At 60.7% G+C, this 24,361-nt stretch carries 26 protein-coding genes and 1 pseudogene; 13 read left to right on the forward strand and 14 right to left on the reverse strand.

Features of this window, described 5'->3' with window-relative positions; translation table 11 throughout:
* Positions 1 to 78: 78 nt before the first annotated feature.
* From GEU01_RS12480 to GEU01_RS12500, 5 genes are all read left to right on the forward strand, one after another.
* A complete protein-coding gene (locus GEU01_RS12480; RefSeq protein ID WP_019085102.1) occupies positions 79 to 1,119 on the forward strand; it encodes an IS110 family RNA-guided transposase in 1,041 nt (346 codons plus the stop codon).
* Between the two features lie 295 nt (positions 1,120 to 1,414).
* Positions 1,415 to 2,518, forward strand: a complete 1,104-nt coding sequence (locus tag GEU01_RS22730) for an FUSC family protein (protein ID WP_265000755.1) — start codon at positions 1,415 to 1,417, stop codon at positions 2,516 to 2,518.
* Between the two features lie 73 nt (positions 2,519 to 2,591).
* Positions 2,592 to 2,954 carry a hypothetical protein gene (locus GEU01_RS12490; RefSeq protein WP_019086359.1) on the forward strand — a complete coding sequence of 121 codons (363 nt, stop codon included), beginning with the start codon at positions 2,592 to 2,594 and terminating at the stop codon, positions 2,952 to 2,954.
* Positions 2,955 to 3,086: 132 nt separating this feature from the next.
* Positions 3,087 to 3,362: a hypothetical protein gene (locus GEU01_RS12495; protein WP_019086360.1), complete on the forward strand. Its 276-nt coding sequence runs from the start codon at positions 3,087 to 3,089 to the stop codon at positions 3,360 to 3,362.
* 334 nt (positions 3,363 to 3,696) lie between these two features.
* Positions 3,697 to 4,155, forward strand: a complete 459-nt coding sequence (locus GEU01_RS12500) for a c-type cytochrome (protein WP_019086361.1) — start codon at positions 3,697 to 3,699, stop codon at positions 4,153 to 4,155.
* 75 nt (positions 4,156 to 4,230) lie between these two features.
* Here the strand turns inward: GEU01_RS12500 and GEU01_RS12505 are convergent, their stop codons facing one another.
* The 3 genes from GEU01_RS12505 to GEU01_RS12515 are packed head-to-tail and all read right to left on the reverse strand — an operon-like array spanning position 4,231 to position 6,769.
* The gene (locus GEU01_RS12505) at positions 4,231 to 4,740 is read right to left on the reverse strand and encodes a RidA family protein (RefSeq protein ID WP_019086362.1); all 510 of its coding nucleotides are present in this window, start codon (positions 4,738 to 4,740) and stop codon (positions 4,231 to 4,233) included.
* Complete coding sequence (locus GEU01_RS12510; RefSeq protein WP_019086363.1) at positions 4,740 to 5,165, reverse strand: c-type cytochrome; 426 nt, start codon at positions 5,163 to 5,165, stop codon at positions 4,740 to 4,742. The genes GEU01_RS12505 and GEU01_RS12510 overlap by 1 nt, the downstream gene beginning before the upstream one ends.
* Positions 5,165 to 6,769, reverse strand: a complete 1,605-nt coding sequence (locus GEU01_RS12515; RefSeq protein ID WP_019086364.1) for a flavin monoamine oxidase family protein — start codon at positions 6,767 to 6,769, stop codon at positions 5,165 to 5,167. The genes GEU01_RS12510 and GEU01_RS12515 overlap by 1 nt, the downstream gene beginning before the upstream one ends.
* Before the next feature lie 428 nt (positions 6,770 to 7,197).
* On the opposite strand from GEU01_RS12515, the gene GEU01_RS12520 reads away from it, so the two are divergent.
* Entirely contained in the window at positions 7,198 to 7,833 is a 636-nt protein-coding gene (locus GEU01_RS12520) for an acetate uptake transporter (protein WP_019086365.1), read from the forward strand.
* Positions 7,834 to 7,846: 13 nt separating this feature from the next.
* Here GEU01_RS12520 and GEU01_RS12525 read toward each other — a convergent pair whose 3' ends face one another.
* The 3 genes from GEU01_RS12525 to GEU01_RS12535 form a co-directional block, all read right to left on the reverse strand.
* On the reverse strand, positions 7,847 to 8,356 hold the full coding sequence (locus tag GEU01_RS12525; RefSeq protein WP_019086366.1) for a methylated-DNA--[protein]-cysteine S-methyltransferase: 510 nt from the start codon (positions 8,354 to 8,356) through the stop codon (positions 7,847 to 7,849).
* A 239-nt stretch (positions 8,357 to 8,595) separates the two neighbouring features.
* On the reverse strand, positions 8,596 to 9,750 hold the full coding sequence (locus GEU01_RS12530; protein WP_019086367.1) for a YncE family protein: 1,155 nt from the start codon (positions 9,748 to 9,750) through the stop codon (positions 8,596 to 8,598).
* A gap of 52 nt (positions 9,751 to 9,802) precedes the next feature.
* The gene (locus GEU01_RS12535; RefSeq protein ID WP_019086368.1) at positions 9,803 to 10,630 is read right to left on the reverse strand and encodes a creatininase family protein; all 828 of its coding nucleotides are present in this window, start codon (positions 10,628 to 10,630) and stop codon (positions 9,803 to 9,805) included.
* Positions 10,631 to 10,815: 185 nt separating this feature from the next.
* Here GEU01_RS12535 and katE point away from each other — a divergent pair, with 185 nt between their 5' ends.
* The 4 genes from katE to GEU01_RS12555 all read left to right on the forward strand — a co-directional run bounded on the left by katE (position 10,816) and on the right by GEU01_RS12555 (position 15,453).
* Complete coding sequence (gene katE / locus GEU01_RS12540) at positions 10,816 to 12,918, forward strand: catalase (RefSeq protein WP_019086369.1); 2,103 nt, start codon at positions 10,816 to 10,818, stop codon at positions 12,916 to 12,918.
* A gap of 90 nt (positions 12,919 to 13,008) precedes the next feature.
* Positions 13,009 to 13,302, forward strand: coding sequence for a SelT/SelW/SelH family protein (locus tag GEU01_RS12545; RefSeq protein ID WP_010507538.1), 294 nt, complete (start codon positions 13,009 to 13,011; stop codon positions 13,300 to 13,302).
* A gap of 64 nt (positions 13,303 to 13,366) precedes the next feature.
* Positions 13,367 to 13,765, forward strand: coding sequence for a DUF4112 domain-containing protein (locus GEU01_RS12550; protein ID WP_019086370.1), 399 nt, complete (start codon positions 13,367 to 13,369; stop codon positions 13,763 to 13,765).
* 89 nt (positions 13,766 to 13,854) lie between these two features.
* Positions 13,855 to 15,453: a tetratricopeptide repeat protein gene (locus GEU01_RS12555; protein ID WP_019086371.1), complete on the forward strand. Its 1,599-nt coding sequence runs from the start codon at positions 13,855 to 13,857 to the stop codon at positions 15,451 to 15,453.
* A gap of 216 nt (positions 15,454 to 15,669) precedes the next feature.
* Here GEU01_RS12555 and GEU01_RS12560 read toward each other — a convergent pair whose 3' ends face one another.
* The 8 genes from GEU01_RS12560 to pstC form a co-directional block, all read right to left on the reverse strand.
* Positions 15,670 to 16,272 (reverse strand): nitroreductase family protein, encoded by a 603-nt coding sequence (locus tag GEU01_RS12560; RefSeq protein ID WP_019086372.1) that lies wholly within the window; start codon positions 16,270 to 16,272, stop codon positions 15,670 to 15,672.
* Between the two features lie 45 nt (positions 16,273 to 16,317).
* On the reverse strand, positions 16,318 to 17,067 hold the full coding sequence (locus GEU01_RS12565) for an ABC transporter ATP-binding protein (protein ID WP_019086373.1): 750 nt from the start codon (positions 17,065 to 17,067) through the stop codon (positions 16,318 to 16,320).
* Entirely contained in the window at positions 17,064 to 17,846 is a 783-nt protein-coding gene (locus GEU01_RS12570; protein ID WP_026018716.1) for an ABC transporter permease, read from the reverse strand. Before GEU01_RS12570 ends, GEU01_RS12565 begins: the two co-directional genes overlap by 4 nt.
* Positions 17,847 to 18,101: 255 nt before the next feature.
* A complete protein-coding gene (locus GEU01_RS12575; protein ID WP_019086375.1) occupies positions 18,102 to 19,523 on the reverse strand; it encodes an FAD-binding oxidoreductase in 1,422 nt (473 codons plus the stop codon).
* A 193-nt stretch (positions 19,524 to 19,716) separates the two neighbouring features.
* Positions 19,717 to 20,412 (reverse strand): phosphate signaling complex protein PhoU, encoded by a 696-nt coding sequence (gene phoU, locus GEU01_RS12580; protein ID WP_026018717.1) that lies wholly within the window; start codon positions 20,410 to 20,412, stop codon positions 19,717 to 19,719.
* A 17-nt stretch (positions 20,413 to 20,429) separates the two neighbouring features.
* The gene (gene pstB, locus GEU01_RS12585) at positions 20,430 to 21,227 is read right to left on the reverse strand and encodes a phosphate ABC transporter ATP-binding protein PstB (protein ID WP_019086376.1); all 798 of its coding nucleotides are present in this window, start codon (positions 21,225 to 21,227) and stop codon (positions 20,430 to 20,432) included.
* Positions 21,224 to 22,123 (reverse strand): phosphate ABC transporter permease PstA, encoded by a 900-nt coding sequence (pstA, locus tag GEU01_RS12590; RefSeq protein WP_010507523.1) that lies wholly within the window; start codon positions 22,121 to 22,123, stop codon positions 21,224 to 21,226. The genes pstB and pstA overlap by 4 nt, the downstream gene beginning before the upstream one ends.
* Before the next feature lie 8 nt (positions 22,124 to 22,131).
* On the reverse strand, positions 22,132 to 23,109 hold the full coding sequence (gene pstC / locus GEU01_RS12595) for a phosphate ABC transporter permease subunit PstC (RefSeq protein WP_010507522.1): 978 nt from the start codon (positions 23,107 to 23,109) through the stop codon (positions 22,132 to 22,134).
* 255 nt (positions 23,110 to 23,364) lie between these two features.
* Here pstC and GEU01_RS12600 point away from each other — a divergent pair, with 255 nt between their 5' ends.
* From GEU01_RS12600 to GEU01_RS22735, 3 genes and pseudogenes are all read left to right on the forward strand, one after another.
* Positions 23,365 to 23,592, forward strand: coding sequence for a hypothetical protein (locus GEU01_RS12600; protein WP_019086377.1), 228 nt, complete (start codon positions 23,365 to 23,367; stop codon positions 23,590 to 23,592).
* Between the two features lie 144 nt (positions 23,593 to 23,736).
* Positions 23,737 to 23,883, forward strand: a pseudogene (locus GEU01_RS25750) (inorganic phosphate transporter); the annotation flags it as partial.
* Positions 23,884 to 23,951: 68 nt separating this feature from the next.
* Positions 23,952 to 24,361 (forward strand): IS5 family transposase (locus GEU01_RS22735; protein WP_042710803.1); only part of this gene is annotated, 410 nt, incomplete at its 3' end.

Raw genomic sequence — 24,361 nt, forward strand, 5'->3', positions numbered from 1 at the left:
TGATGGGGTGGACGGCTCCCAACGGCATCGCGATGTGCCAAGGTGAAGTCGTTGCAGAATTCACAGAGGAGGCCACCCATGGAACAAATTATCCGTATTGGCATGGACACGTCAAAAAGTGTTTTCCAATTGCACGGTGTAAACGCGAAGGAGCAGCCTGTTTTGCGCAGGAAGCTATCCCGCCGGGAGATGGTAAAGTTTTTTGAGAAACTGCCCCCGATTGAAATCGCGATTGAGGCCTGTGGCGCCTCCCATTACTGGGGGCGGGTGCTCTCGTGTCTGGGACACACAGTGAAGCTGATCGCGCCGCAGCTCGTGAAGCCTTATGTCAAGCGCGGGAAAAACGATGCCGCCGACGCGGAAGCCCTCTGTGAAGCGATGAGTCGGCCTACAATGCGGTTCGTCCCGCTCAAGAGCGAGGAAGAGCAGGCAGCGTTGATGCTGATTGGAATGCGGGCACGACTTATCCGGAACCGCACACAGCTCGTCAATACGATCCGGGGATATGCTGCCGAGTTTGGGATCACGGCGCCCAAAGGCATGTGCCGGATTGAGGCACTCCTTGATCGGATCGCTGCGGACGAAAGCCTGCCCACATTGACGCGCGAGTTGTTTGCCCTTCACGCAAAGGAATATGCTGAATTGCAAGGTGAAATCGAACAGCTTGAGGGCAAGGTGATGGCATGGCACCGCGCCAACGAATGCAGTCAGCGTCTTGCGAAAATTCCGGGCGTTGGCCCGATCGGCGCAGCGCTGCTGATGATGAAAACGCCTGATCCGCATCTGTTCAAATCGGGTCGAGCCTTTGCGGCCTGGATCGGATTGACGCCCAGGGATCACTCAACCGGTGGAAAAACAAGGCTTGGCAGAATCACACGCGCTGGCGATGAGGTCTTGCGAAGCACGCTGGTGGTTGGCGCGACCGCAGTCGTGTCGCATGCCCGGCGGACCAATGGGAAGAATGCCTCATCTTGGTTACGTGAATTGCTGGAGCGCAAAAAACCGAAACTCGCAGCGGTGGCCCTTGCCAATAAGATTGCGCGGATTGCCTGGAAACTGATGGTCAGCGGCGAACACTATAAGCGCCTTCTGCAGCAACCCGGCGCAGCTGCTGTTTGAGCTTAGCCTGGCACGATGCGCTGACATTTGACGCTCTCGTGCCGAGCTGAGGTCGTGGCTTGCAAGTAATAGAGCAGATGGTGTGATCGATCGATCCATGGCGTGAGAAAACCCGTGGCAACCAGTGGTCATCAAAGACCGCTTCTGTGTTTGGGGCTCACGCTGCGGAAGCCATCTTGGCCAGCGACCCTATGGCCGCATCAACAGGCCGGACATATGGAAGCAAAGATCCGATCATTTTCTTGCCTAGCCCCTTGCAAGGGGGAGCCGTCCACATAAGGCCCTTGCCGCATGGATCCGCGATAATGCCCCCAGGCCCGCCACCGATACGGTGGACAGCCCGGAATGGCAGCCGGTGACCACGGCACTGCTGTCGGAAGCCACACGGGTCAGGAGCGAGATAACCGCCTGCACCACCGCGCCACGCGGGGACCGGTTCCGTTTCAGCCTGACATCGCGCCGCCACATGCGTGAGGCGGTCAACAACGGCCTCCGCGCGGCGGCTGCCATCATGGGGGCGTGTCTTGCATGGGAAATTACCGCATGGCATCACGGACCTGCATTCATTTCCTTTGTCGCCCTGATTTACGGCCTGATGGCGACGCGCGAAAACCCGCTGGTCGCCACCACCCCGTTCCTGAAAGGGGGATTGTGGTGCGCTGCCACGGCGGCGGTACTTACGTTATGGGTCATTCCGGCCATTACCGCGCCGGAGATCCTGCTGATGGTCCTGCTGGTGCCCATGACGGTCGGGGGACTTGCGGCCCGCAGGCCGCAGCTTGCTGGTTATGCCTTTTCCTTCAACATGTTCCTGCCGGTGCTGATCGGGCCGATCAATCAGGGACGGTTTGATGAAGTCTCGTTCCTGAACAATACTATGGCGTTTCTGGCCAGTATCATTTTCGTACTCCTGACCTACCGGCTGGTCGTACCGTTCCGCATGGATGTGCATGTCCGCCGGACGGAGGCATGGGTCAGCCTGCGCCTGCGTCACCTGGCGCGGACGGGCACGCGCACGGATGCGACCGCCTGGCTGGCCAGTTGCGCCACCAGCCTGGTACGCATCCTGTTTCAGGCCAATGCCCTGCCCCCACCCGTTCTGGGCGCCTGTGTCGCGCGGCAGATCACGTCCATGACGGTTGGCGTCTATGTCATCCGTCTGCGTGAACTGGTCCGTGACGGTCGGTTATCCCCGCGCGCCGAACGGATCGTGGCCCTGTTCCTGGCGCGATGGGACAGGGGACAGGCGACCGCCATGATCCCGTATGTACTGGCCTGGACACAGCACGAACAGGCACGCGCCACAACCCCGCACGCAAGGGCGCAGATGGCGGAAGTGCTGGCCTGCCTGCATATCATTACTGCCGGCCTGCACGAAAATCCGGATATCATGGCGTAAAAGGTGACAAAATATTTCGTATCGGATATGCCCTGAATATCAGACCGACCTGTATGTAAAAAGGATGACATCAATGCGTAAAATCGCTCTTCTGGGTGCTGTCGCGGCCATCACATGTGCTACCGCCGCCCATGCCGAACCCGGTGGCTGCCTGAAATACGGCGCCGTCGGTGCGGTTGGCGGACATGTGGCCAACCACCACACCGTACTCGGCGCCGCAGCCGGTTGCGTGACGGGCATGTACAAGCGCCACGAATACCGCAAGGAAGCCAAGGCGAAGGCCGCCCTGTATGATCAGGAACACCCCGGCGCCAAGGGCAACTATGAAGCCAAGGCCACCGCGTATGACGTCGAACATTCGACCACGCCGGGCAAGATGACGGCCGATAACCCGGCAGCGGGCACGGCACCGGCCGCCGCCCCCGCCGCGCAGTAATCACGCCTGCCCCGCAGGCAGTCGGCCATGCCTGCTGCCTGCGGTTGCCCATCGGCATGGAAACGGGCATCCTGCGCCCTGGATCACGGTTACGTGACGTTTCCTTCCCGATCACAAGGCCCGGCGACAGACATGCGTGCAATCCAGTTCCTGTTTCGTGCGACATTGGGTGTCGTTGTGATGGGGGCGATTGCATGGTGGCTGGCCGGGTCGTTTTTCCATATCCCGGTACTGGGCACTGGTCTGGCGGTGGAAGCCGTGGTGTTCTGGGTCTGCGGCCTGTTATATACCGAAGATTATCCCCATCACATGGCGACCTTTGCCGGGATGACCGTTATATTCGGGCTGTTGAGCATTGCGGTCATGCTGCCTTTCGCCCGGCAGTTTGTCATGCTGCATGGGACATGATGCGTGATGTTCGCCAGTGCAGAACATATCATGCACAAAATATTTTCTTCATTAATTTGGTTTTAGGAAAACTATTATCCGCAAGTGCAGTTAATGGGATGTGGATCTCGTGACACCACAACGTCTCCCAATCCCTAAACTCGGCGTCCCGCTTCGGCGGGGCGTCCTTTTTTTATCTGCCGCGCCCTGTTGCTTCATATTTCCCTGCATGAAGCCATGAGCAGCAGGCATGACTGACTGCCCCGTCTTTTTTTCATTCATTGCCCACCGGGGATATGTCGGCCCCATGCGGTAGGATAAGCTGCCGGAAACGGGATAGATCAGGGAACGCCCCATGAAAAAACGACTGCTGGCTGTGATATTCTGGCTGTCCATGCCGACAGGGTCCGCATTGGCCGCCGATGGCGCGACGCTGTTCCTGGCAAATTGCAGCGTATGCCACCAGGCCAATGCACTGGGCGTGCCGGGGCAGTTTCCATCACTGGCCGGACGGGTGGACAGGATTGCCATTACGCCGGAGGGCAAACAGTACATCGTGGGTGTTGCGCTGAATGGCCTCATGGGGCCGATTACGGCGGGGGGCAATGCCTATAGCGGGTTCATGCCATCCTTCAAGATGCTGCCCGATGAGCAGATCGCTGCCATCCTCAACCATGTGGCGGGGCTGCCGGGTGGGACGGATGCCACGATTTTCAGTGTGGATGACGTTGTTGCAGGCCGGAAGAAGTCCATCACCCCATCCGCCATGGTGGAAAAGCGCAAGGCGCTTGAGGCACAGCATCCGCTGCCCTGACAGATATGAAAAAGGGGACCATGACCTGATCCCCTTTTCCGTTACCCATGCCGTGGCACGGGGCCAAAGGCGGCTTTACCGGCCCGGCACGCGCACGGCCGTGACCTCGATTTCAACCAGCCAGCCCGGGTTGCCCAGATGGGCAACACCAAAAGCGGAACGGACGGGCAGGTTCGGCTGCTTCGCCGTACCGAAGAACTGGGTATAAGCCTTCATCATCCCGTCGAAATCCAGCTTGCCCAGTTTGGGATCCTCAACCATGTAAACATGCATCTGGACCACATCGCCCAGATCCAGACCCAGCTTTTTCAGTTCGCCCTGAATGGATTCCAGGGCGGCACGGGTCTGGGTGCGTGTATCGCCATAGGCCGCGATTGTATGCGGGTCGGCCTTTTTATCCTGTACCGGCGCACCCTCACCGCTTAGATAAATTGTCGAGGCCCCTGCCGGTACCTCGATCACGGTGGAAATGGGGAAATCCTTTTCCGGGTGGCGCACGATGCCATCCGCCGCATGCGCAGGCAGCGCAGCCCCCACGCCAGTCATGAGCGCAAGTGCGGCAAGGGCTGTTTTCATGTCAGGCATCAATATATCTCCTTGGGCGGAATGGCTGGCCGCTGGGGCGTTACATCAGCCGGGGTCACGGGATCGGTATAGTTATTGCCAAAATGCGTGCGGATATAGCCCACGACACCGGCAATCTGCTGGTCCGTCAACATTTCCGAAAACCATGGCATGCCGCCATACCCATTCATGATGACATAGATCGGATAGGCGCTGACCTGTAGCCTGGCGTTACCGGCCAGTGCCGGGAACCGCGCGCTCGCCCCTACGGCGCCCCTGCCATCGGGCATATGGCAGCCCTGGCAGACGTGGTGGTACACGTCCTCTCCCGTCGCCATGGGCTGGACAGTGCCTTCGAACGCGCTGGCGCTGTCGGCATGCGCCGTACCGGACGGGGCCAGCAGCGGCAGGGCAAGCAGGGTAGAAAGGCATATGATCCGGCGCATCAGCTGGCCCCCTGTGCCCGTTTATGCAGTTGGGTTACGGCATCCAGCGCGGACAGGATGGCCCCTTCCTGCCAGCATCCGACATAGGATGCATGCTCGCCCGCCAGCACGATGCGGTTATCCATTGTGCACAACGTCTTGTAATGGGTCTTGCGGGCCTGCTCGCTCCACATTGAACAGCAGCCCAGCGCCCAGGGCACGCGGCTCCATGCCAGGCTGACGCCGTTTGAAAATTCCTTGCGATACGTGCCGGGATGCAGGACCTCGCCCTGTGCCAGCGCCTGTTCCAGGCGTGCCTGTGGCGTCATGCCCGCGAAGTCGAAGGCGGCGGGGCCAAACATGTAGCCCCCCAGCAGGACCGCCGGCCCACGGGAAAAATAGCCATGGCTGGGATAGGAAATCTGGCTGATCGGCTGGTCGGTAAAGCTGATGCCGCCGTAGATCTGGTCATCTTCCTCCCAGAAGCGGCGCCTGAACTCCATTCCCATCTTGACCGAAGAGGCATAGGGCACCGCCATGATCGCGGCCTTGAGCGGCGCGCTGACCTGCACATCCATCTGTGACAGGATGGACAGCGGAATGGTGCAGACGCAGTATTCGGCCTGCGCCTGCCGCGCCACGCCGCCATGGTTCATGTCATCATACATGACCCGCACGCCGTGTTCGTCCTGCTGTATGGATGTAACCTTGCAGTTCAGGGTAATCAGGTCATGCACCTGGCGGTTGAACCCCTTGCCGATCATGTCCATGCCACCCACGGGCTGGAACATGGTCGTCTGCATTTCAAGGCGTTCGTGGAAAGCCATCCAGGTCCACAGCCCCGAACGCAGCACATCCCTGCGCGCAAACGGGTCGGAGGGGATCGGTGCGCCATCAATACCGCCACCCTGCGGCCGGGTATATCCACGACGCTGGGAACTGGTGTCCCCCTTGCGGTAGGTCAGATCCGGGTCCAGCCCGCCCCACTGTTCCATGGCGGTGCGCAGGTGTTCACGTTCATCCGCGTCCACCACGTCATCCAGCTTGTGCTGGTCGATCGCCTTGCCCAGCAGTTCGGTCGTAAAGCCGGTGAAATCGCTTGAAAATTCACGGTAGCGGACCGGTTTTCCGTCAAACGCGGTGGAGGAATGAAGCCATGAATTATGGTTCAGTTCCACAAACGGTTCCAGTTCCACCCCGAATTCCCGGCAGTAATGCAACAGGCCCTGATGGTGATAGGGGATGCGCCATGGACCGGGATTGATGTAGTTGCCCGATGCGAAACCGACCTTCTGCACGGCGCCACCCAGTTCGGTCACCGTGTCGCCGCCACGCAGGCTGATATTGCGCCCCCCGCTGCGCCCCTGGAATTCCAGGACCTGTACCGCGTAACCTGCCTTGCGCAGTTCGTAGGCGGACAGCATCCCGGCCAGTCCCGCGCCAAGCACCAGCACGCGCGTCCCGCGTCTGGCGCCCGACAGGACTGGTGGCGCCGTGAAATCCGTCCCCTGCGCATGCCCCATGGTGGTCATGGCCTGATACAGTGCCGCGCTACCGGCAAGCGTGCCGATCCGGGTCAGGAGTTGCCTGCGCGTGGGGGTCTTGGGCGGATGGGAGTCTGTCATCAATCAATCCCAGGAAATCAACGAAAACAATAGCCTGTCTTAACAGCCCTTTCCGGCTGCACCATATCCCGACCGGAACGATCCCCGGTCGAAACACAATGTCTTTGATTTATATACAATACTGATTGTTTTTTAAAAATATGATTTATCCTGATATTTTATATTATATTTCCTGATTTCATATGCAGTAAACGCAAAATAATAAATGTTTTTTCATATCCGGAACATTTTATTGTATTCGGTTGTGCCGGATATGAAATATGAAATCCCTAAAGTCATGTTTGTAATTTCATGTCCATGTTTTCACGGACAGGGACCCCTGTCCGCCGCCGCGCATTGGCATGCCGTTCATGACCGGCGAAGGGTAAGCCATATTTTAATATCCCCGCCCTGACGGTAGTGACATGGTTTGTCATAATTCATCCATCATGGAACGGAAAACCGGCATGGCGCCCAACCACGCAAACGCCAGTCCCGCCCCACTGGGGCTTATGGGATTTGGCATGACCACTGTCCTGCTCAACCTGCACAATGCGCAGATCGTGCCAATGGGTTCAGCCATCATGGCCATGGGCCTGATCTTTGGCGGCATGACGCAGTTCATTGCCGGGGCGCTGGAATATGGCAACCGCAATACGTTTGGCATGACGGCCTTCATGGCCTATGGGGCATTCTGGATTTCGCTGGCTGTGTTGCTGTTCCTGCCACACTGGGGGCTTGCACCTGAATCCTCCCCTGCGCTGATGGGCAGTTACATGTGGGTATGGGCGCTGTTCACGGCCATCATGGCGGTTGGGTCACTGACGGCCTCACGCATGCATCAGGTCGTGTTCTTCAGCCTGACGCTGCTGTTTGTCCTGCTTGGCTGTGCGGAGATATCTGGCCGACCCATGCTGGGCATCGTCGCGGGATATGATGGGCTGCTCTGTGGCCTGAGTGCGATATACCTGGCGGCCAGCGAGATTTTTGAAATCCAGTTCGGCCACGCCGTCCTGCCGGTCGGGTTGCCGCACGCCCCCGGCGAGATCCCGCACAAGGACGATCTCGTGGTTCATATTTCCTGAACGCCAGCCGGATTTACCTGTCAGGTGACATTCCGGCCCGTTCACGTTCCAGCAGCCACTGCTTGCGCCCGACACCCCAGCGATACCATGACAGGCTGCCATCACTGCGTATGACGCGATGGCAGGGTACGACCACCGCCAGCCTGTTCGCGGCACATGCCCCCGCCACGGCCCGTACCGCGCCCGGCCTGCCGATCCGTGCCGCCAGTTCCGTATAGGTCATGGTACTCCCGCACGGTATGGCACGCAGCGCCTGCCATACCTGCTGCTGGAATGGTGTGCCCTGGATATGCAGCTTCAGGTCAGGCGACCTCCATGGCGTATCAATGCATGCCAGCACTGCCGCAAGGGTATGATCCGCCATCCGGTCATGCACCGGGCGGGCACCCGGAAAGCTGGCCAATGCCGCGTGATGGAGGGATTCCGGATCATCACCCAGCATGATGGCGACAATGCCTTCGTCCCCCATCGCCACCAGCACCGCCCCAAGGGCGGACTGGCCCATGACAAGCCGGGCAGGCATGGCGGCGGGCGACGCTGGTTTCATGACCGGGAGACCTCCCTGTAGGACACGACCCTATCGCATCCACGCCCAAGGATACAACAGGGATGACGTGCCTGGAACAGGTCATCCCTGAACCATCGCGTCATCCGGAAGGTTTTGGTGAGGCTGTTTTCAAAAAGCTTCGAAGAATGCCGCCTTTTTGAAAAAAGACGGCACCCAGAAACTTCCATTTAACAATGATTTTTGTAAATAGTCCCTTAGCGCAGGATACCGGTATGCCCGACGGAATACCGCCCCGGCTGCGGCCACACGGTCAGGCCATGCGGTTCCAGCCCCACGGGGATGCTACGCATGGCGCCTGTGGTGGTATCGATGGCATAGACGACATCATCAAACCGGCCGGACAGCCACAGCGTCCTGCCGTCATTGCTGACATTACCCATGTCGGGACTGCCGCCACCGGGAATGGGCCAGTTGGCCACGACCCTGTCCGTTGCGAAATCAATCACACTGACACCACCAGCCTTGCTGTGCGGCGGGCCATGGATCTTGTGCGATCCCCGATTGGCCACGTACATCTTTGTGCCATCACGGCTGGGATACAGGCCATGCGTACCGATACCGGTGGGAATGAAACCCGTTTCACGGAAGGTATCGCCATCGATCACGAACACACCATCGGCATGCATGTCCGCCACATAGAATTTGTGGCCGTCCGGCGCGGTCAGGATATCCTGGGGCATGCCGCCACGCGACAGCTTCAGGTATCCGATCAGCGTACGGTTGACGGTATCGACCTTGGCCAGATAGCCGCCAAATTCACAGGTGAAAATGGCATAGCGCCCGTCAATGGAAAAATCGGCATGATTGACCCCCCTGCACTGCGGGACCGACACCGAACCCTGCATTTCCATTGTATGCGGGTCACGGAAATCCAGCCGCTGACGGGCCTCGGCCACCGTAATGGCGGATTTGCCATCGGGGGTGAAATACATGTTGTACGGATCATCCACCGCCACATTGGCCAGGGGCTGCGTGGTGCGCGGGTCGATGGGCGTCAGGCTGCCCTCGGTCGTGCCTTCCGCATTGTTGGTGACCCACAATGTGCGCAGGTCCCATGACGGGACGACATGCTGCGGGCTTTTGCCCACCTTGAACCGCGCGATGACCTTGTACGTCTGCGGATCGATCACATATACATTGTTTGACCGCAGGTTGGGCACGTAGATACGCGGCGGATCCTTCGCCACTTCGGGATTCAGGTTCCCGGCCCGGGTTTCGGTATAGATGTTGGTCGGGTCCACCACGGGGGGCATCCCGGGAATGGTATCCACGACCTGCGCAAGTGCGCTGCCACCCAGCAGCAGGAGCATGCCCAGCCCCAGAACCGGCAGCTTTTTCTTATGTATCATAGTGTGATCCTGTTTCTTGCGGCCCCTATAGCACGCCATGCCGCTGGTGCAATCAGTGCGGATTCTGTCCTGTTGGGTCGTGTTGCATGGCCGCCACGGCCGCCGCCACCTGCATGCTGGCCCCTGCCTGCCCCAACGCCGCGCTGGCCTGTCGCGGGTCACCGCCATACACCCCCTGCGCCGCGGTGGGCAGGGACGCCGCCCGCAGGGCCTGCGTACGCACCAGATCAGGGTCCAGCGCCAGCATGAGCGATGTATCGGACAGGTCGGCATGCATTCCCACCTCCGCCGCATGGCCATGCTGGCGCAGCCAGGTGGCATAGGCGCCGGGCACCACGTCATAATAACCCGCAACATACAGGACATGCGCGCCCTGCCCCTGCCACCGGCGGTTGAGCGTATCCGCCACCGTGCGCAGGTCCTTCTGGTAGCCACCATGGTCGCCAATCAGCACCACGCGCCTGAATCCCTGCACCCGGAAGCTTTCCGCCGCATCCGACAGCAATGCACGGAAGGTTGCGGGGGCAATGCTGATCGTGCCGGGAAAACGCATGTGGGACGTGCGCGGCGACGTGCCGCCTTCAGGTACGTACGCCACCACTGGCGCGACAAGGGTATGACCGGCATCACGGGCAATGCGCCGCGCGAGGATCATGGCACGCACGTCATGCTTGCCTACCGCGATATAGGGGCCGCTCTGTTCCGTGCCGCCGACGGGAATGATGATGGTGGTGTCACCCCCGTGGATGGCGTAGCGGATTTCGGTCCATGTCAGGTCGGCGAAATCGACCGTGTCGGGCGCCGCCGCATGCGCGGTCGCGCCGGCATGCAACGCCAGCACCAGCGAAAGCCCGGACATGAAACCAGAGAACATACGCATACGGCAGCCATCCCCACAACGATGCATGACACATGCCGCTCCTGTTGCCCTGTACATGGGCAGTTGGCAACCGTCATGGCGCGGGGGAATGAAACCCTGTCCGCCCATGTCCGTTGGAAAAACTGTACCTTCTCCCTCACCCCTGTTTTTTCCCGCACTCACCTGCACGGATATGTACCCACGCCATGGCAAAGACACCTCATTCCCCCACCTCCTCCACCACGCATATCGGCGCGGGGGGTGAAACCCACCAGACGGCAGGCGGCGATACCCCCGTCATGACCACCCAGCAGGGTGTCGCGGTATCGGATGACCAGAACACCCTGCGCGCGGGCGCCCGTGGCCCGGCGTTGATGGAGGATTTCCATTTCCGGGAAAAAATCTTCCATTTTGACCATGAACGCATCCCCGAGCGCGTGGTCCATGCCCGTGGCTATGGCGCGCATGGCTATTTCGAACTGACCGACAGCCTGAGCGATGTCTGCAAGGCCGATATTTTTGGCAACGTAGGCGAACGCACGCCCGCCTTCGTCCGGTTTTCCACCGTTGCGGGCAACAAGGGATCGGCGGACGTGGTGCGCGACGTGCGTGGTTTTGCCGTCAAGCTTTATACAGGACAGGGCAACTGGGACCTTGTGGGCAACAACATTCCCGTCTTTTTCATACAGGACGCCATCAAGTTCCCCGATTTCGTCCACGCGGCCAAACAGGAACCGGATCGCGATTTCCCGCAGGCGCAGACGGCGCATGACAATTTCTGGGATTTCGTATCCCTCTCGCCCGAAGCCACGCACATGGTCATGTGGGCCATGTCGGACCGGGCCATCCCGCGTTCCTTCCGCTTCATGGAAGGCTTCGGGGTGCATACCTTCCGGCTGGTCAATGACGAAGGCCGTTCAACCTACGTCAAGTTCCACTGGAAGCCGAAGCTGGGCCTGCAGTCGGTCGTGTGGAACGAGGCGCTGAAGATCAATGGCGCCGATCCCGATTTCCATCGCCGTGACCTGTGGCAGGCCATAAGCAGCGGCAATTTCCCGGAATGGGAACTGGGCGTGCAACTGTTTGATGATGACTTTGCCGACAGTTTTGACTTTGACATCCTCGACCCCACCAAGCTGATACCCGAGGAACTGGTGCCCGTCCGCCGCGTGGGTCGCCTGGTGCTGGACCGGATGCCGGACAATTTCTTTGCCGAGACCGAACAGGTCGCCTTCTGCACCCAGAATGTCGTGCCCGGAATCGACTTCACCAATGACCCGCTGCTGCAGGGGCGCAATTTTTCCTACCTTGATACCCAGACCAAGCGCCTTGGCGGCCCCAACTTCACGCATATCCCCATAAACGCGCCCAAATGCCCGTTCCACAATTTCCAGCAGGACGGGCACATGGCCATGCACAATCCGAAGGGCCGGGCCAATTACGAACCCAATTCGTGGTCCCAGCCCGCCGGTGGCCCGCGTGAAAGCGTGAATGGTTACAGGTCGTACCCCGATATGGTGTCGGGCCAGAAAATCCGCCAGCGTTCGGAATCCTTTGCCGACCATTACAGCCAGGCGCGCCAGTTCTTCATCAGCCAGACCCCGGTGGAACAGACGCATATCCGCGATGCGTTCGTGTTTGAACTGAGCAAGGTGGAAACCCCCGCCATCCGCGCCCGCATGGTCAGCCATCTGCTGCATGTCGATCAGGAACTGGCCAAAGGGGTGGCGAAGGGGCTGGGCCTGTCGCCCCTGCCCGCACCGGCACCCGCCGCGCGGCCCGTGGTCGAGGGGCTGGAGCCATCACCCGCGCTGAGCATCCTGAAAAACGGACCGGACAGCTTTGCCGGCCGCAAGCTGGGCATTGTCGTAACGGACGGGGTCGATGCCACCCTGCTGGCCGCCCTGCGCGACGCCGCCGAGGATGCGGGGGCCACGGTCGAACTGATCGCCCCCACCGTGGGGGGCCTGAAGGACAGCGCGGGCCACGACCTGACCGCGCAGCAGAAGATCAATGGCGGTCCGTCCGTCCTGTATGACGCCGTGGCCCTGCTGCCCACGGTCGAAGGGGCCAATGTCCTGCGCCATGAGGCCACCATGCGCGACTTCATTTCCGACGCCTTCGCCCATGCCAAGTTCATTGCGCATAACGATGCCGCCGAAATCGTGCTGGCCGCGGCGGGACTGCACCCCAAGGCACGCGACAGGGGCGTGATCGCCGTGCATGGCGCACAGGACGCGGCCGGTTTCATCCAGACCTGCGGCGCATTGCGGCTGTGGGAACGCGAGGGCCACGTCCACGCCATCTGACCCCCTTGCGTCCGGCTGCCCCACACCGCCACAATGAAGGGGCAGCCGGGCAGGTCCAGCCCGGCCTTGCCGCAAGCAGGAGCCCGCCCCATGACCGACGCCCCGGCCGTCCATCGTCCCCATGTCTCCATCACGTACTGCACGCAGTGCAACTGGCTGCTGCGGGCGGGGTGGATGGCGCAGGAACTGCTATCCACTTTCGGTCAGGATCTTGGCAGCGTGACCCTTGTCCCCGGCGGCGGCGGTCATTTTGAAATCACGGTTGATGGCCACAGCGTGTGGGAACGCAAGCGCGACGGCGGTTTTCCGGGCCCGAAGGAACTGAAGCAGCGCGTGCGTGACATCATCGCGCCCGACCGCGACATGGGCCATGTCGACCGCTAAAAACGCTCCGCGAACCCCTTGCCGCGCATTGTAACGCCCCCCTGCCAACCCCATAATAACGGGTATGATCACATCATACGCCCCCAATGCCACGCATGGCGCCAACGCCCATGACATCCGTCAGGAAGTGGCGCGCCTGCGCAGGCTTGCAACATTGCTGGACGCCGCCTTTCGCATTCCCGGCACGAAGGCGCGCTGGGGACTGGATACGCTGATCGGGCTGCTGCCGGTGGGCGGAACGGTGATCATGCTCCTGCCCTCGCTTTATATCGTGTGGAAAAGCTGGCATCTGGGCGTGGGCCGACCGGTACTTGCGCGCATGATGGGCAATATCATCGTGGAAGCCCTGGCCGACCTCGTGCCGGTGCTGGGGGATGTGTTTGACACCGCCTTCAAGGCCGACCTGCGTAATGTCGCCCTGCTGGAACAGCATTTCTGGCTGTCCACGCCCCGGACGCCATGACCGTGGCGGGCGGCCACTTGCATGCCGGGCCTGATATAATACACAACATGGCATGATCCATTTTTCCCCGCTCCGGTTTTCCATCCGCCATGGCTGACCATACGCTGACGCTTGCATTCGACCTGCTGCGGCGGGGACAGTTCGCCCATGCCCGCGCCATGCTGGAGGACTGCCCCGCCTCCCCCCGTGTCGAGATCCTGCTGGCCCATGCCCATGCGGGATGCAACCGCGTGCAGGAAGCCGCCCGCCTGCTGTGCCGCCAGGCCGTAGCCAATCCCGGCGCGCGCCACCCGGCATACGATATGCTGGCCCTGCTGCTGCCACACGACCGGGTGGATGAAGCCGAAGCGGTCCTGCGCGCCGTCCGGCAGCGCGCGCGGCAGGATATCCGCACGCATGACATGCTGGGGGAACTGCTGCTGCAGCGCGGCCGCACGGCTGAAGCGCAGGAAGTGCTGGCCGAAGGTCTGGCCCTGTCACCCGCGCAGCTGAGTACCGGCAACCTCATGGCCATAACCCTGATGGAACAGGGCGAATTCGCGGCGGCGCACGACCTGTTGCATTACATCGTGCAACACCATCCCGACAGCGCCATGACGCAGGCCAACCTTGCCCACCTGCTGGGGGCATGGAACCGGCTGGATGCGGCATTGAAGGCCCATTCGCGCGCGCTGGCGTTGCGCCCGGATGATGCGCGCCTGCGCATGAACCATGCATTGACACTGCTGAAAAGTGGCCGCATGGCTGAAGGCTGGGCGGAATATGAATGGCGGCGGAAAATGCCCGGTCGCCAGCGCCTGCCCGAACACGAAATGCTGCCTGTCCTGCCACCGGATGCCGACCTGCATGGCCGCTCCATCCTGATTACCCGCGAAGGGGGACTGGGGGACATGCTGATGATGCTGCGCTTCGTGCCCGTGCTGGTGGGCATGGGCGCGCAGGTCAGCATCCAGGCGCCCGAGACACTGCACGGCCTGATACGGCGCATGGGTGGGATACGGCGCGTGTTCAGTGAACAGGTGTCCCTGCCACCGCATGACTGGCATTGTCCCTTCCTCAGCCTGCCGCATGTCCTGCGCAACACGCCTGGCCATGCGGGGGCGGACGTGCCCTACCTGCGCGCCAGTCCCGAACTGTTGCGGCAATGGGCGCCGTTCCTGCCCACCGGCACGGATTTGCGCGTGGGACTGGTCTGGGGTGGGGCCAGCCGTCCGGATGTGCCCGCCGCCCATGCCATGGACCGCCGCCGGTCGATCCCGCTGCGCAAATTCGCGCCGCTGGCCGGAATGCCGGGCATAAGTCTGGTCAGCCTGCAAAAAGGCGTCTACGCCCGGCAGATGCACGACATGCCTGCGGGCATGCGCCTGTATGACCCGATGGAAAGCGTGCGGGACATGGATGACACGGCCGCCCTGATCGCGGGGCTGGATGTCGTGGTTTCAGTTGATACGTCGGTGGCCCATCTGGCGGGTGCGACGGGGTGTCCCGTCATCCTGCTGGACCGGTTCGATAACTGCTGGCGCTGGCTTTCAGACCGTACGGACAGTCCATGGTATCCCACCCTGCGCATCATACGCCAGATCAACAGCGGAATGTGGGACGACGTGGTCCACCGGTTATGCAGCATGCTGGCCAAGCGTGATTTCCCACCTGCGCGCCGGGGAAACAATCACCCAGTTACCGGATAACGGCACGACATGGCTACGGCCATCTGTACCATGCCACCGGATCCGGTATTATAATATTAATGTGCTGAATACTGTTAATAAGATGTTATTTCAGGTTGATGCTTGTCATGGGCATTATGGGAATGACCCATGTTACGGCTACAGATCAGGTGGATACGGATTGGAACCTGTTCCCCCGACTTCATCTGTCGGTGGAACAGGCATGGAACGGTCACTTCAGGGTGTGGATTCAGGAAAGCGCCCGGCAAAGGCGATTTCCGTCAGTGGCCTGCGGGTGGACGGGACTTCCCGCGCGCGCAGGGATTCAGGCAGGCTGGCTGCCTGTCCCTGCCGTCCGATGACGAGGGCCGCATTCAGCGCATAATCATCGGGCAGTTCCAGACCGGAACGTGCCTGTTTATGGTCAAACCCGCTGATGGGATGGGCCGCCCATCCGGCCTGGCCAAGCTGAAGCTGCACCAGCACGGCTGCTGCACCCGCATCGAATGAATGGGTGGGCGCAGGCACGGGTTCGGCAGCACCACCGCCGGTCACGGTATGGGATGCGACGTAGACCAGCGCCGACGCATTCTGCGCCCAGGCATGGTTGAACGGGATCAGCCATGACAGGAAACGCTCCCAGTCCGGTGTATCCCTGCGGGCGTAAATGAAACGCCATGGCTGCGCGTTATAGGCAGATGGCGCCCACCGCCCGGCATCAAGGAAGGACAGCAGCGTCGCTTCGTCAATCGGGGCAGGCGTGAAGGCGCGCGGGGACCAGCGATCAAGGATCAGGCGGTCCACGGGGGTATCGGATACACGTTCGGGAGCTTTGGTCATGTCAGGCCTGTATGGTTAAAAAGGGGTGGAAGCATGCGGGCGCGCCTAATCATCCTGCACACCCAGCGCATCCAGCAATACGCCACGCAGGTGGATGAAACCCGGATCGGCATGATGGCGCGGGCGTTCAGGGGCAATGGCCATATCGGTGCGAATGCGGCCACGGTCCAGCACAATGGCAAGGTCAGCCAGCATCAGGGCCTCATCCACATCATGCGTGACCAGCAGCACCGCGCAGCCGTGGCGTGCCCATAACCGCGACACCAGCCGCTGCATCTTCAGCCGTGCCAGCGCATCAAGGGCGGCAAACGGTTCATCCAGCATAAGGAAGGCTGGCCTGCGCACCAGCGCGCGCGCCAGCGCAGCACGCTGTGTTTCCCCACCCGACAGCGTCAGCGGCCATGCATCCACGCGGTGGCCCAGTCCGACTTCCTCCAGCATCGCAATCGCCCGATCACGTCGGTCCGCCCCCGCCTGCCCCAGCACGACATTTTCCCACACCCGCTTCCATGGCAGCAGGCGTCCGTCCTGAAACACGACCGAAACCGCATCGGGACGGGACAGCGTGCCTTCATTGACCGGATCAAGACCGGCCAGCGTGCGCAGCAGGGTGGATTTGCCCGAACCACTATGACCCAGCAAGGCCACGAATTCCCCCGGCGCAATGGTCAGGTCAAGACTGTCCAGCACCGCAGGGCCGCGCCCGAAACGGCGCGTCAGGCCATTTATGGCAACAACGCCATTCGCTGGGGCGACGCCATCACGCATCCCGTCCGGCATGACCACGGCGTTCATGCCCCCTGCCCCCGCTGGTGAACCGGCCGCCATGACAGCAACGCACGCTCCATCAGGCGCACGACCTGATCCGACACAAGGCCCAGCAGGCCGTAGATCACCAATCCCACCATGATGATGTCCGTGCGCAGGAAATCCTGTGCCTCCATCATCATGTGGCCAATCCCGCTTTCGGCGTTCACCTGTTCCGCCACCACCAGCATGAGCCATGACATGCCCACCGCAAAACGCAGCCCCACCAGCAGGTCGGGCAGCGCACCGGGCAGGATCACGTCGCGGATGGTCTGCAGGCGCGACAGGCCGAGCATACGGGTCATTTCCAGCAGGCGGGGATCAATCGAACGGATCCCCTTGTGCAGGTTGAGATAGATGGGAAAGGTCGCCCCCAGTGCGACAAGGGCGATCTTGGGTACCTCCCCAATGCCGAACCACAGGATGAACAGCGGCACCATGGCAAGGGCGGGCAGCGTGCGCAGGATCTGTAGCGGGGCATCGACAATATCCTCGCCCAGTCGCGACAGGCCCGATATCAGCGCAAATCCCACCCCGAGCACCACGGCAATGGCGAGGCCGGTCGCCGCGCGGGCAAGGGATACGCCAAGGTTTGCACCCAGCGTGCCATCACGCAGCAGGCCCCACCCTGTCATGATGACCTGCATGGGGGACGCCACCTGCCGGGTGGACACCATCCCGGTGGAACACGCCCCCTGCCACAACAGCACCAGAATGACCGGTGAGGCATAACGCAGCAGGGTGTGCGCATCCACATGACGAAGCATGGTGCGCCCATGCCACGGGACGGTTGCGGAGGGAATGACAGTGGCGGGCATATGCGCCGATCCTTCATGCAATGGGCGTGCGAAACGGCCTCACCCAATCCCCGCAATATGAAGGAAAATACGATTAATACAACTATTTTTGTGTTTATATGGAATTATATGATCAATTCGTGTTTTTATATTCCACATTTAATATCGTTAAATACGACCTTCACCGCCCTTCCCCCAATGACAGGGAAAGGGAGGCAGCCTGCATCAGCCCTGATACACACGCCCCGGCGGCAGCAGCTTGCCGGGATTAAGGATATGGTGGGGATCCATGGTGTTCTTCAGCGCGCGCATGACACTCAGCGTGCCATCACCATGTTCGGTTTCCAGAAATTCCAGCTTGCCCATGCCCACGCCATGTTCCCCGCTGCATGATCCACCCAGCGCCAGGGCGCGGAACACGATCTTGCGGTCCAGATCCAGTGCGCGGGCATAACCCTCTGGCGTATGGTCCGTAATGATCAGGGCATGGAAATTACCATCCCCCACATGCCCCAGCAGCGGCACACGCAGGCCGGATCGGGCAATATCTTCCCGCACGCCCGCAATCAGTTCCGCCAGGCGGGAAATGGGCACGATGCAGTCAGTGGAAATGACGCGCGCGGTCGGTTCGATCGCCTTGGCCGCCCAGAACGCGTCATGCCGGGCTTTCCACAACCGCGTGCGCTCTTCCGCCGTGTCAGCCCAGGCAAAGGACAGGCCGTTATTGGACAGGGCGATCGCCTCGGTCTGCGTGACCTGTTCCGCCACCGCGGCGGGCGCCCCCGCAAATTCAAAGAACAGCGTGGTCAGCGGTTCATACCCGGTCAGGCCGGAATAACGGATGGAGGCAGCCATCTGCACATCATCCAGCAGTTCAACGCGACTAATGGGAATGCCGCACTGAATGATTTCAATGGCCGTCTGCACGGCGTCATTCAGGTCAGAAAACTGGCAGACGGCGGCGGAAATGGTTTCGGGCCGGCCATGCAGGCGCAATTGGACCTCCGTTACGATACCCAGCGTGCCTTCCGACCCGATAAACAGGGATGTCAGGTCATATCCGGTGGAGGACTTGCGCACGCGCCCACCGGTACGGATCACCTCCCCCGTCGCCAGCACGACCGTCAGCCCAAGGACATTTTCCTTCATCGTGTCGTAGCGCACCGCCGCCGTGCCCGATGCCCGGGTCGCGCACATACCGCCCAGCGTGGCCTCGCCCCCCGGGTCAACCGGAAAGAACAGGCCCGTATCGCGGATCTGCGCATTCAGGGCCTGACGGGTCAGACCGGCCTGCACGCGGCAGTCAAGGTCCTCGGCGTTCAGTTCCACGATGTCCGTCATGCCCGACAGGTCAAGGCTTATGCCATGTTCCGCCGGGGTGACGTGCCCTTCCACCGATGTCCCGGCGCCAAAGGCCACGACAGGCACCCGGTGGGCATGGCAGGCCCGCAACACGGTTGCGACATCATCCGTCGATTCCGCGAATACCACGGCGGCAGGCAGGCGCGCGGCGTCCATGGCCTCCCCATGGCTATGGGCTTCCAGCACGGAGGGAGACGTGCTGATACGCGCCGCCAGGCCATTTTCACGCAGGGTGGCCAGCACACCGTCAAGACGGTCAGCGGGGGAAGAAGGGCAGTCAGTCATGCGAGGGAACCATCCGGTCAGAACACAGCAAAATGCCATTGTAACAACACATGCGGCAATGACCATGCCCCCTTGCACCACCCTGGCACATGACATAGGCGCGAGCAGCGGCAGGATCTGTACCCATCATGGAACGTAGCGCGGCTTTCCCCGACCCGCCAGCATTGTCCCGCCGCCATGACGCCGGCCGTCCTCAGTCAAACGTTTTCCCACGCGGCCGCACGATCGGCAGGATGTTGCCGGTTACGGCGTAATAGACGCGTTCTGAAATATTGGTGGCATGGTCGCCAATGCGCTCCAGGTTCTTGGCGATGAACAAAAGATGGGCGCACGGGCCGATATTGCGCGGGTCTTCCATCATATAGGTCACCAGTTCACGGAACAGGGAGACATACAGTTCATCCACCGCCGTATCCGAATGCCAGACAATACGCGCAAGCTCCGGGTCGCGCTGGTCCATCGCATCAATGGTGCGCCGCAGGTTTTCCTGCACCAGGCGCCCCATGCTGTGCAATCCCGTCAGCGAAATAGGACAGGACAGCAGTTCATTGCGCATGGCGCGGCGCGCGATGGAGGCGGCGCAGTCCCCGATGCGTTCAAGGTCACCCGATATTTTCAGCGCGACCACAACCTCGCGCAGGTCGCCCGCCATGGGCGCGCGCAGCGCCAGCAGGCGAATGACCAGTGCCTCGGTCTCGCGTTCCAGTTCGTCAACCTGCGGGTCCATTTCGGGCGCGTCGAGGGCCGCTTCCTCATCATGTTCTACCACGGCGGTAATGGCCTGCGCCACCTGCCGTTCCACCAGCCCACCCATCTTGTTTACCAGCGAACGGAGCTGTTCCAGTTCCTGTTCATAACTCTGGACCGTATGTACGGATTCATGTGGCATCATTACTGCTTTCGCTCTCAGCCGAAGCGGCCGGTAATATAATCCTGGGTGCGTTTGGCATGGGGGGCGGTGAACATCTTGTCCGCCGTGTCCACCTCCACCAGTTCGCCCATGTAGAAAAACGCGACACGGTCCGCGCATCGTGCTGCCTGCTGCAGGTTGTGCGTCACGATGGCGATGGAAAATTCCTGCTTCAGTTCATCCAGCAGTTCCTCGATCCGCGCGGTGGAAATCGGGTCGAGCGCGCTGGTTGGTTCATCCAGCAGGATGACCTCGGGCCGTGTCGCAATGGTGCGGGCAATGCACAGCCGCTGCTGCTGCCCGCCCGACAGGGCGGCGGCGGAGGCATTGAGCCGGTCCTTGACCTCGTTCCACAACGCCACGCGCCGCAGTACCCCCTCCACGCGCTGGTCCATCTCCGTGCGCGACAGGCGTTCATGCAGCCGCACGCCAAAGGCGATGTTATCGTAGATGGACATGGGAAACGGCGTGGGTTTCTGGAACACCATGCCAATGCGCGAGCGCAGCACGTTCACATCCAGACCGGGCGAGAGGATGTTGCGCTCGTCAAACAGCACCTCCCCCGTCGCGCGCTGGCCGGGATAAAGGTCATACATGCGGTTGAGAATACGCAACAGCGTTGACTTGCCACAGCCCGACGGCCCGATCATGCCCGTGACCTGATGGATCGGGAAATCCAGCGATATGTCCTTCAGCGCGTGGTTGCTGCCGTACCAGAAATTCAGGTTGCGTATCGCCAGCGCCGGCTGGAGCGTGTCGCGGCCCGTCGTGTCATCCATGATGATTTTGTTCATTGTTGTGCAGATCCATTACGCGTCAGCCACCAGCGGGCAAGGATGTTTGTCGCAAGCACTGCGACAGTAATCAGCAACGCCCCGGTCCATGCCATCTGCACCCAGTCATCATAGGCCGACCCGGCGTACTGGTAGATCGTGACCGGCAGGCTGGCCATTGGCGCGTTGAGGCTGGTGGACCAGTTCAGGTTGCCAAGGGAGGTAAAAAGCAGGGGCGCCGTCTCGCCCGATATCCGCGCCAGTGCGAGCAGGATGCCGGTCATGATGCCGCCCCGTGCCGAACGCAGGCAGACATTCAGGATCACCCGCCACCCCGGCGCGCCCAGCGCATAGGCCGCTTCACGCATGGCGCGGGGAACAAGGCGCAGCATGTCCTCCGTCGTGCGGACGACGATGGGAATGAACAGGACCGCCAGCGCCAGCGTGCCCGCCATGCCGGAAAAATGCCCTGCCGGTTCCACGAAGATCAGGTAGATGAACAGCCCAACCAGAATGGACGGCACCGACAGCAGCATGTCGGACACGAACCGGACCAGTGAGACAATCCGCCCATCCTGGGCGAATTCCGACAGGTAGATCCCCGCCATCATGCCGATCGGCGTGCCGATCAGGGCGGCAAGGCCGGTCTGTTCGCAACTGCCGATAATGGCGTTCGCCAGGCCGCCACCGCTGCCGGGGGCGGCCGTACTGTGCAGGAAGGTCGGCAGCGACAGCCCCCCTGCCCCACGTGTCACCAGTGTCCATAAAATTGAAAACAGCACGAACAGCACGATAACCGTCGCCAGATTGCACAGCAGGCTGACAAACCGTTCAACCAGCCTGCGCCGCACGGCCTGCGCACCGCCGCGCTGCCACCCGCCGGCGTCAATGGATTGCGATTTCGGGGATGCCATCATGGACTTCCTCAGTTCGCCGTGCCGCGCTGCAGGAAAATGCGCGAACAGGCCAGGGTAATGAATGAAATGATCATGAGGATCGCGCCAAGGGCCAGCAGCACGGACAGCTTGAGGCTGCCTGCCGCACTTTCGGGAAATTCCAGCGCGATCAGCGAGGCGATGGTGTTGCCCGGCGCGAACAGCGACCAGCCCATACGGTTGCTGTTACCAATGACGAAGGTCACGGCCATCGTCTCACCCAATGCGCGCCCGGTGCCCAGCATGATGCCGCCCATGACCGCCTGCCGCGACCACGGCAGGACGACCTGGCGCATTACCTCCCACCGCGTGGCGCCAAGGCCGAAGGCGCTTTCCTTCAGCACGGCGGGAATTGAGACGAATACATCCGTCATGACCGAACAGATGAAGGGCGTGATCATGATGGCCAGGATCAGCCCGCCACTCAGCAGTCCGGTGCCATAGGGCGCACCGCGAAACAGCAGGCCGATGCCGGGCACATGGCCCAGGTAACGCGTGACCGTGGGTTCAATGTAATGGGCCATGAACGGCACCACGATGAAAAAACCCCACATGCCAAATATGATGGAAGGCACGGCGGCCAGAAGCTGCACGGCGGTTTCGATAAACCGTGCCAGTGCCGGGGGGGCCATTTCCACCAGCCAGAACGCCACGCCAAATGCAAACGGCACGGCAAAGACAAGGGCGATCAGGGTCGTGACCAGAGTGCCGAAAATGGAGGTCGCGGCGCCAAAATGGTTTGAAATCGGGTTCCATGCCGTGCTGGTGAAAAAGCCGGGACCAAAGGTGGAAAATGCCCGCCATCCCCCGCTGACCAGCACAATGACAATGCCCGCCATGACCAGCAGGATGAACCATCCGGCCAAACGGGCGATCATGCCAAAAACCAGGTCGCCCAACCGCCCGCGCGCACTCCTGTCCATTGCGGCGCCATCGCCGGGCGTAATGGTGGATGGAAGTTCCATCATGTAATTCCTGATGTATATGACACAACAGCAGAACTAGGCCGCCATGGCGAGCGATGGCAATAATAACCTGATCTGTTTTGTATGAAGTTTTTATGACACCCACCATTACATGCACACCAACATGTATATTTGCGCATGCCATATAAAGTTCATCTATTTCCGGTTGCCCACGTACGCGAACTACTGCATAGCACCCACATCGGGACGGTGTTGCACACACCCGCCCTTATGGGAAAACAGGCAGGAATCAGCCTTATGTTTGAATCCAGAGTTATTGAAATCGATGGGATCTTTGTTGGTATCGTTTTCCACAACGGTCCCGATGAACCCTATGAATTCCGTGCCATGCATGAACGTGTAACGCAAATGGACGGAGATATCCTGCCCACGTTCGAAGCTGCCGTGGCGCAGGCCCGCAGCCGCTTCCGACTTGGTCGCACCAAGGCCACGCGCACGATGGAAACCACACGCCTGCGGGCCTGAAGCCCTTCCCCGCGTGGATTGCAGGCAATATTTCCATTTTTTATTGAAATGTGAATATTATATTAAATAATTACAATACATATTATATTTTTATTTATTGTTATCTATGGTGCGCAAAGCAATAACTTACTGGTGTATTGTTTCATGCTCCACTTCGCGCCCTATTCGGCTTTTTCCATCATCGCACTGGTCATATGCTTTGCGCTTGTCTGCATCTTTGAATTCGTAAACGGTTTCCATGATACGGCCAATGCCGTTGCGACCGTCATCTATACCAGATCACTCAGAGCCCGATCCGAAAGTTTTTGAACAATACCAGCCTGTTGTGATTCATCCGTCTTTACGAAGAGATGGAGTGAATGGTGACATGGACTGGTATTGCCCGACGTGAACATAGCCGGGAAGGAATGCGATATCCATCGGATACGACGGACGAAGAGTGGGCTCTGATCATGCCATTTATACCCCCGGCGAAACGGGGTGGTCGCCCCCGCACGACGGATATGCGCGAGGTGGTCAACGCGATGCTCTACATAGCCTCGGCCGGGTGTGCGTGGCGTTTGCTGCCGAAATGCTTTCCGCCGGTCTCGACCGTCAGGCGCTATTTTTACGCCTGGCGTGATGCCGGATTGTTCGAAGTCATGAATACGGTCCTGGTCATGAGCCTGCGCGAGATTGAGGGGCGTGAAGCCTCTCCAAGCGCGGGCGTGATTGATAGCCAGTCGGTAAAAACCACGGAAAGCGGCGGGCTTTCGGGCTATGACGCGGG

The organism is Komagataeibacter europaeus LMG 18890 (assembly GCF_000285295.1).
GTDB lineage: Bacteria > Pseudomonadota > Alphaproteobacteria > Acetobacterales > Acetobacteraceae > Komagataeibacter > Komagataeibacter europaeus.

Coding starts and splice junctions, on each gene's coding strand:
- GEU01_RS12480 (WP_019085102.1), top strand. CDS start 79: ATGGAACAAATTATCCGTATTGGCATGGACACGTCAAAAAGTGTTTTC.
- GEU01_RS12490 (WP_019086359.1), top strand. CDS start 2,592: ATGCGTAAAATCGCTCTTCTGGGTGCTGTCGCGGCCATCACATGTGCT.
- GEU01_RS12495 (WP_019086360.1), top strand. CDS start 3,087: ATGCGTGCAATCCAGTTCCTGTTTCGTGCGACATTGGGTGTCGTTGTG.
- GEU01_RS12500 (WP_019086361.1), top strand. CDS start 3,697: ATGAAAAAACGACTGCTGGCTGTGATATTCTGGCTGTCCATGCCGACA.
- GEU01_RS12505 (WP_019086362.1), bottom strand. CDS start 4,740: ATGCCTGACATGAAAACAGCCCTTGCCGCACTTGCGCTCATGACTGGC.
- GEU01_RS12510 (WP_019086363.1), bottom strand. CDS start 5,165: ATGCGCCGGATCATATGCCTTTCTACCCTGCTTGCCCTGCCGCTGCTG.
- GEU01_RS12515 (WP_019086364.1), bottom strand. CDS start 6,769: ATGACAGACTCCCATCCGCCCAAGACCCCCACGCGCAGGCAACTCCTG.
- GEU01_RS12520 (WP_019086365.1), top strand. CDS start 7,198: ATGGAACGGAAAACCGGCATGGCGCCCAACCACGCAAACGCCAGTCCC.
- GEU01_RS12525 (WP_019086366.1), bottom strand. CDS start 8,356: ATGCCTGCCCGGCTTGTCATGGGCCAGTCCGCCCTTGGGGCGGTGCTG.
- GEU01_RS12530 (WP_019086367.1), bottom strand. CDS start 9,750: ATGATACATAAGAAAAAGCTGCCGGTTCTGGGGCTGGGCATGCTCCTG.
- GEU01_RS12535 (WP_019086368.1), bottom strand. CDS start 10,630: ATGCGTATGTTCTCTGGTTTCATGTCCGGGCTTTCGCTGGTGCTGGCG.
- katE (WP_019086369.1), top strand. CDS start 10,816: ATGGCAAAGACACCTCATTCCCCCACCTCCTCCACCACGCATATCGGC.
- GEU01_RS12545 (WP_010507538.1), top strand. CDS start 13,009: ATGACCGACGCCCCGGCCGTCCATCGTCCCCATGTCTCCATCACGTAC.
- GEU01_RS12550 (WP_019086370.1), top strand. CDS start 13,367: ATGATCACATCATACGCCCCCAATGCCACGCATGGCGCCAACGCCCAT.
- GEU01_RS12555 (WP_019086371.1), top strand. CDS start 13,855: ATGGCTGACCATACGCTGACGCTTGCATTCGACCTGCTGCGGCGGGGA.
- GEU01_RS12560 (WP_019086372.1), bottom strand. CDS start 16,272: ATGACCAAAGCTCCCGAACGTGTATCCGATACCCCCGTGGACCGCCTG.
- GEU01_RS12565 (WP_019086373.1), bottom strand. CDS start 17,067: ATGAACGCCGTGGTCATGCCGGACGGGATGCGTGATGGCGTCGCCCCA.
- GEU01_RS12570 (WP_026018716.1), bottom strand. CDS start 17,846: ATGCTTCGTCATGTGGATGCGCACACCCTGCTGCGTTATGCCTCACCG.
- GEU01_RS12575 (WP_019086375.1), bottom strand. CDS start 19,523: ATGACTGACTGCCCTTCTTCCCCCGCTGACCGTCTTGACGGTGTGCTG.
- phoU (WP_026018717.1), bottom strand. CDS start 20,412: ATGCCACATGAATCCGTACATACGGTCCAGAGTTATGAACAGGAACTG.
- pstB (WP_019086376.1), bottom strand. CDS start 21,227: ATGAACAAAATCATCATGGATGACACGACGGGCCGCGACACGCTCCAG.
- pstA (WP_010507523.1), bottom strand. CDS start 22,123: ATGATGGCATCCCCGAAATCGCAATCCATTGACGCCGGCGGGTGGCAG.
- pstC (WP_010507522.1), bottom strand. CDS start 23,109: ATGATGGAACTTCCATCCACCATTACGCCCGGCGATGGCGCCGCAATG.
- GEU01_RS12600 (WP_019086377.1), top strand. CDS start 23,365: ATGTTTGAATCCAGAGTTATTGAAATCGATGGGATCTTTGTTGGTATC.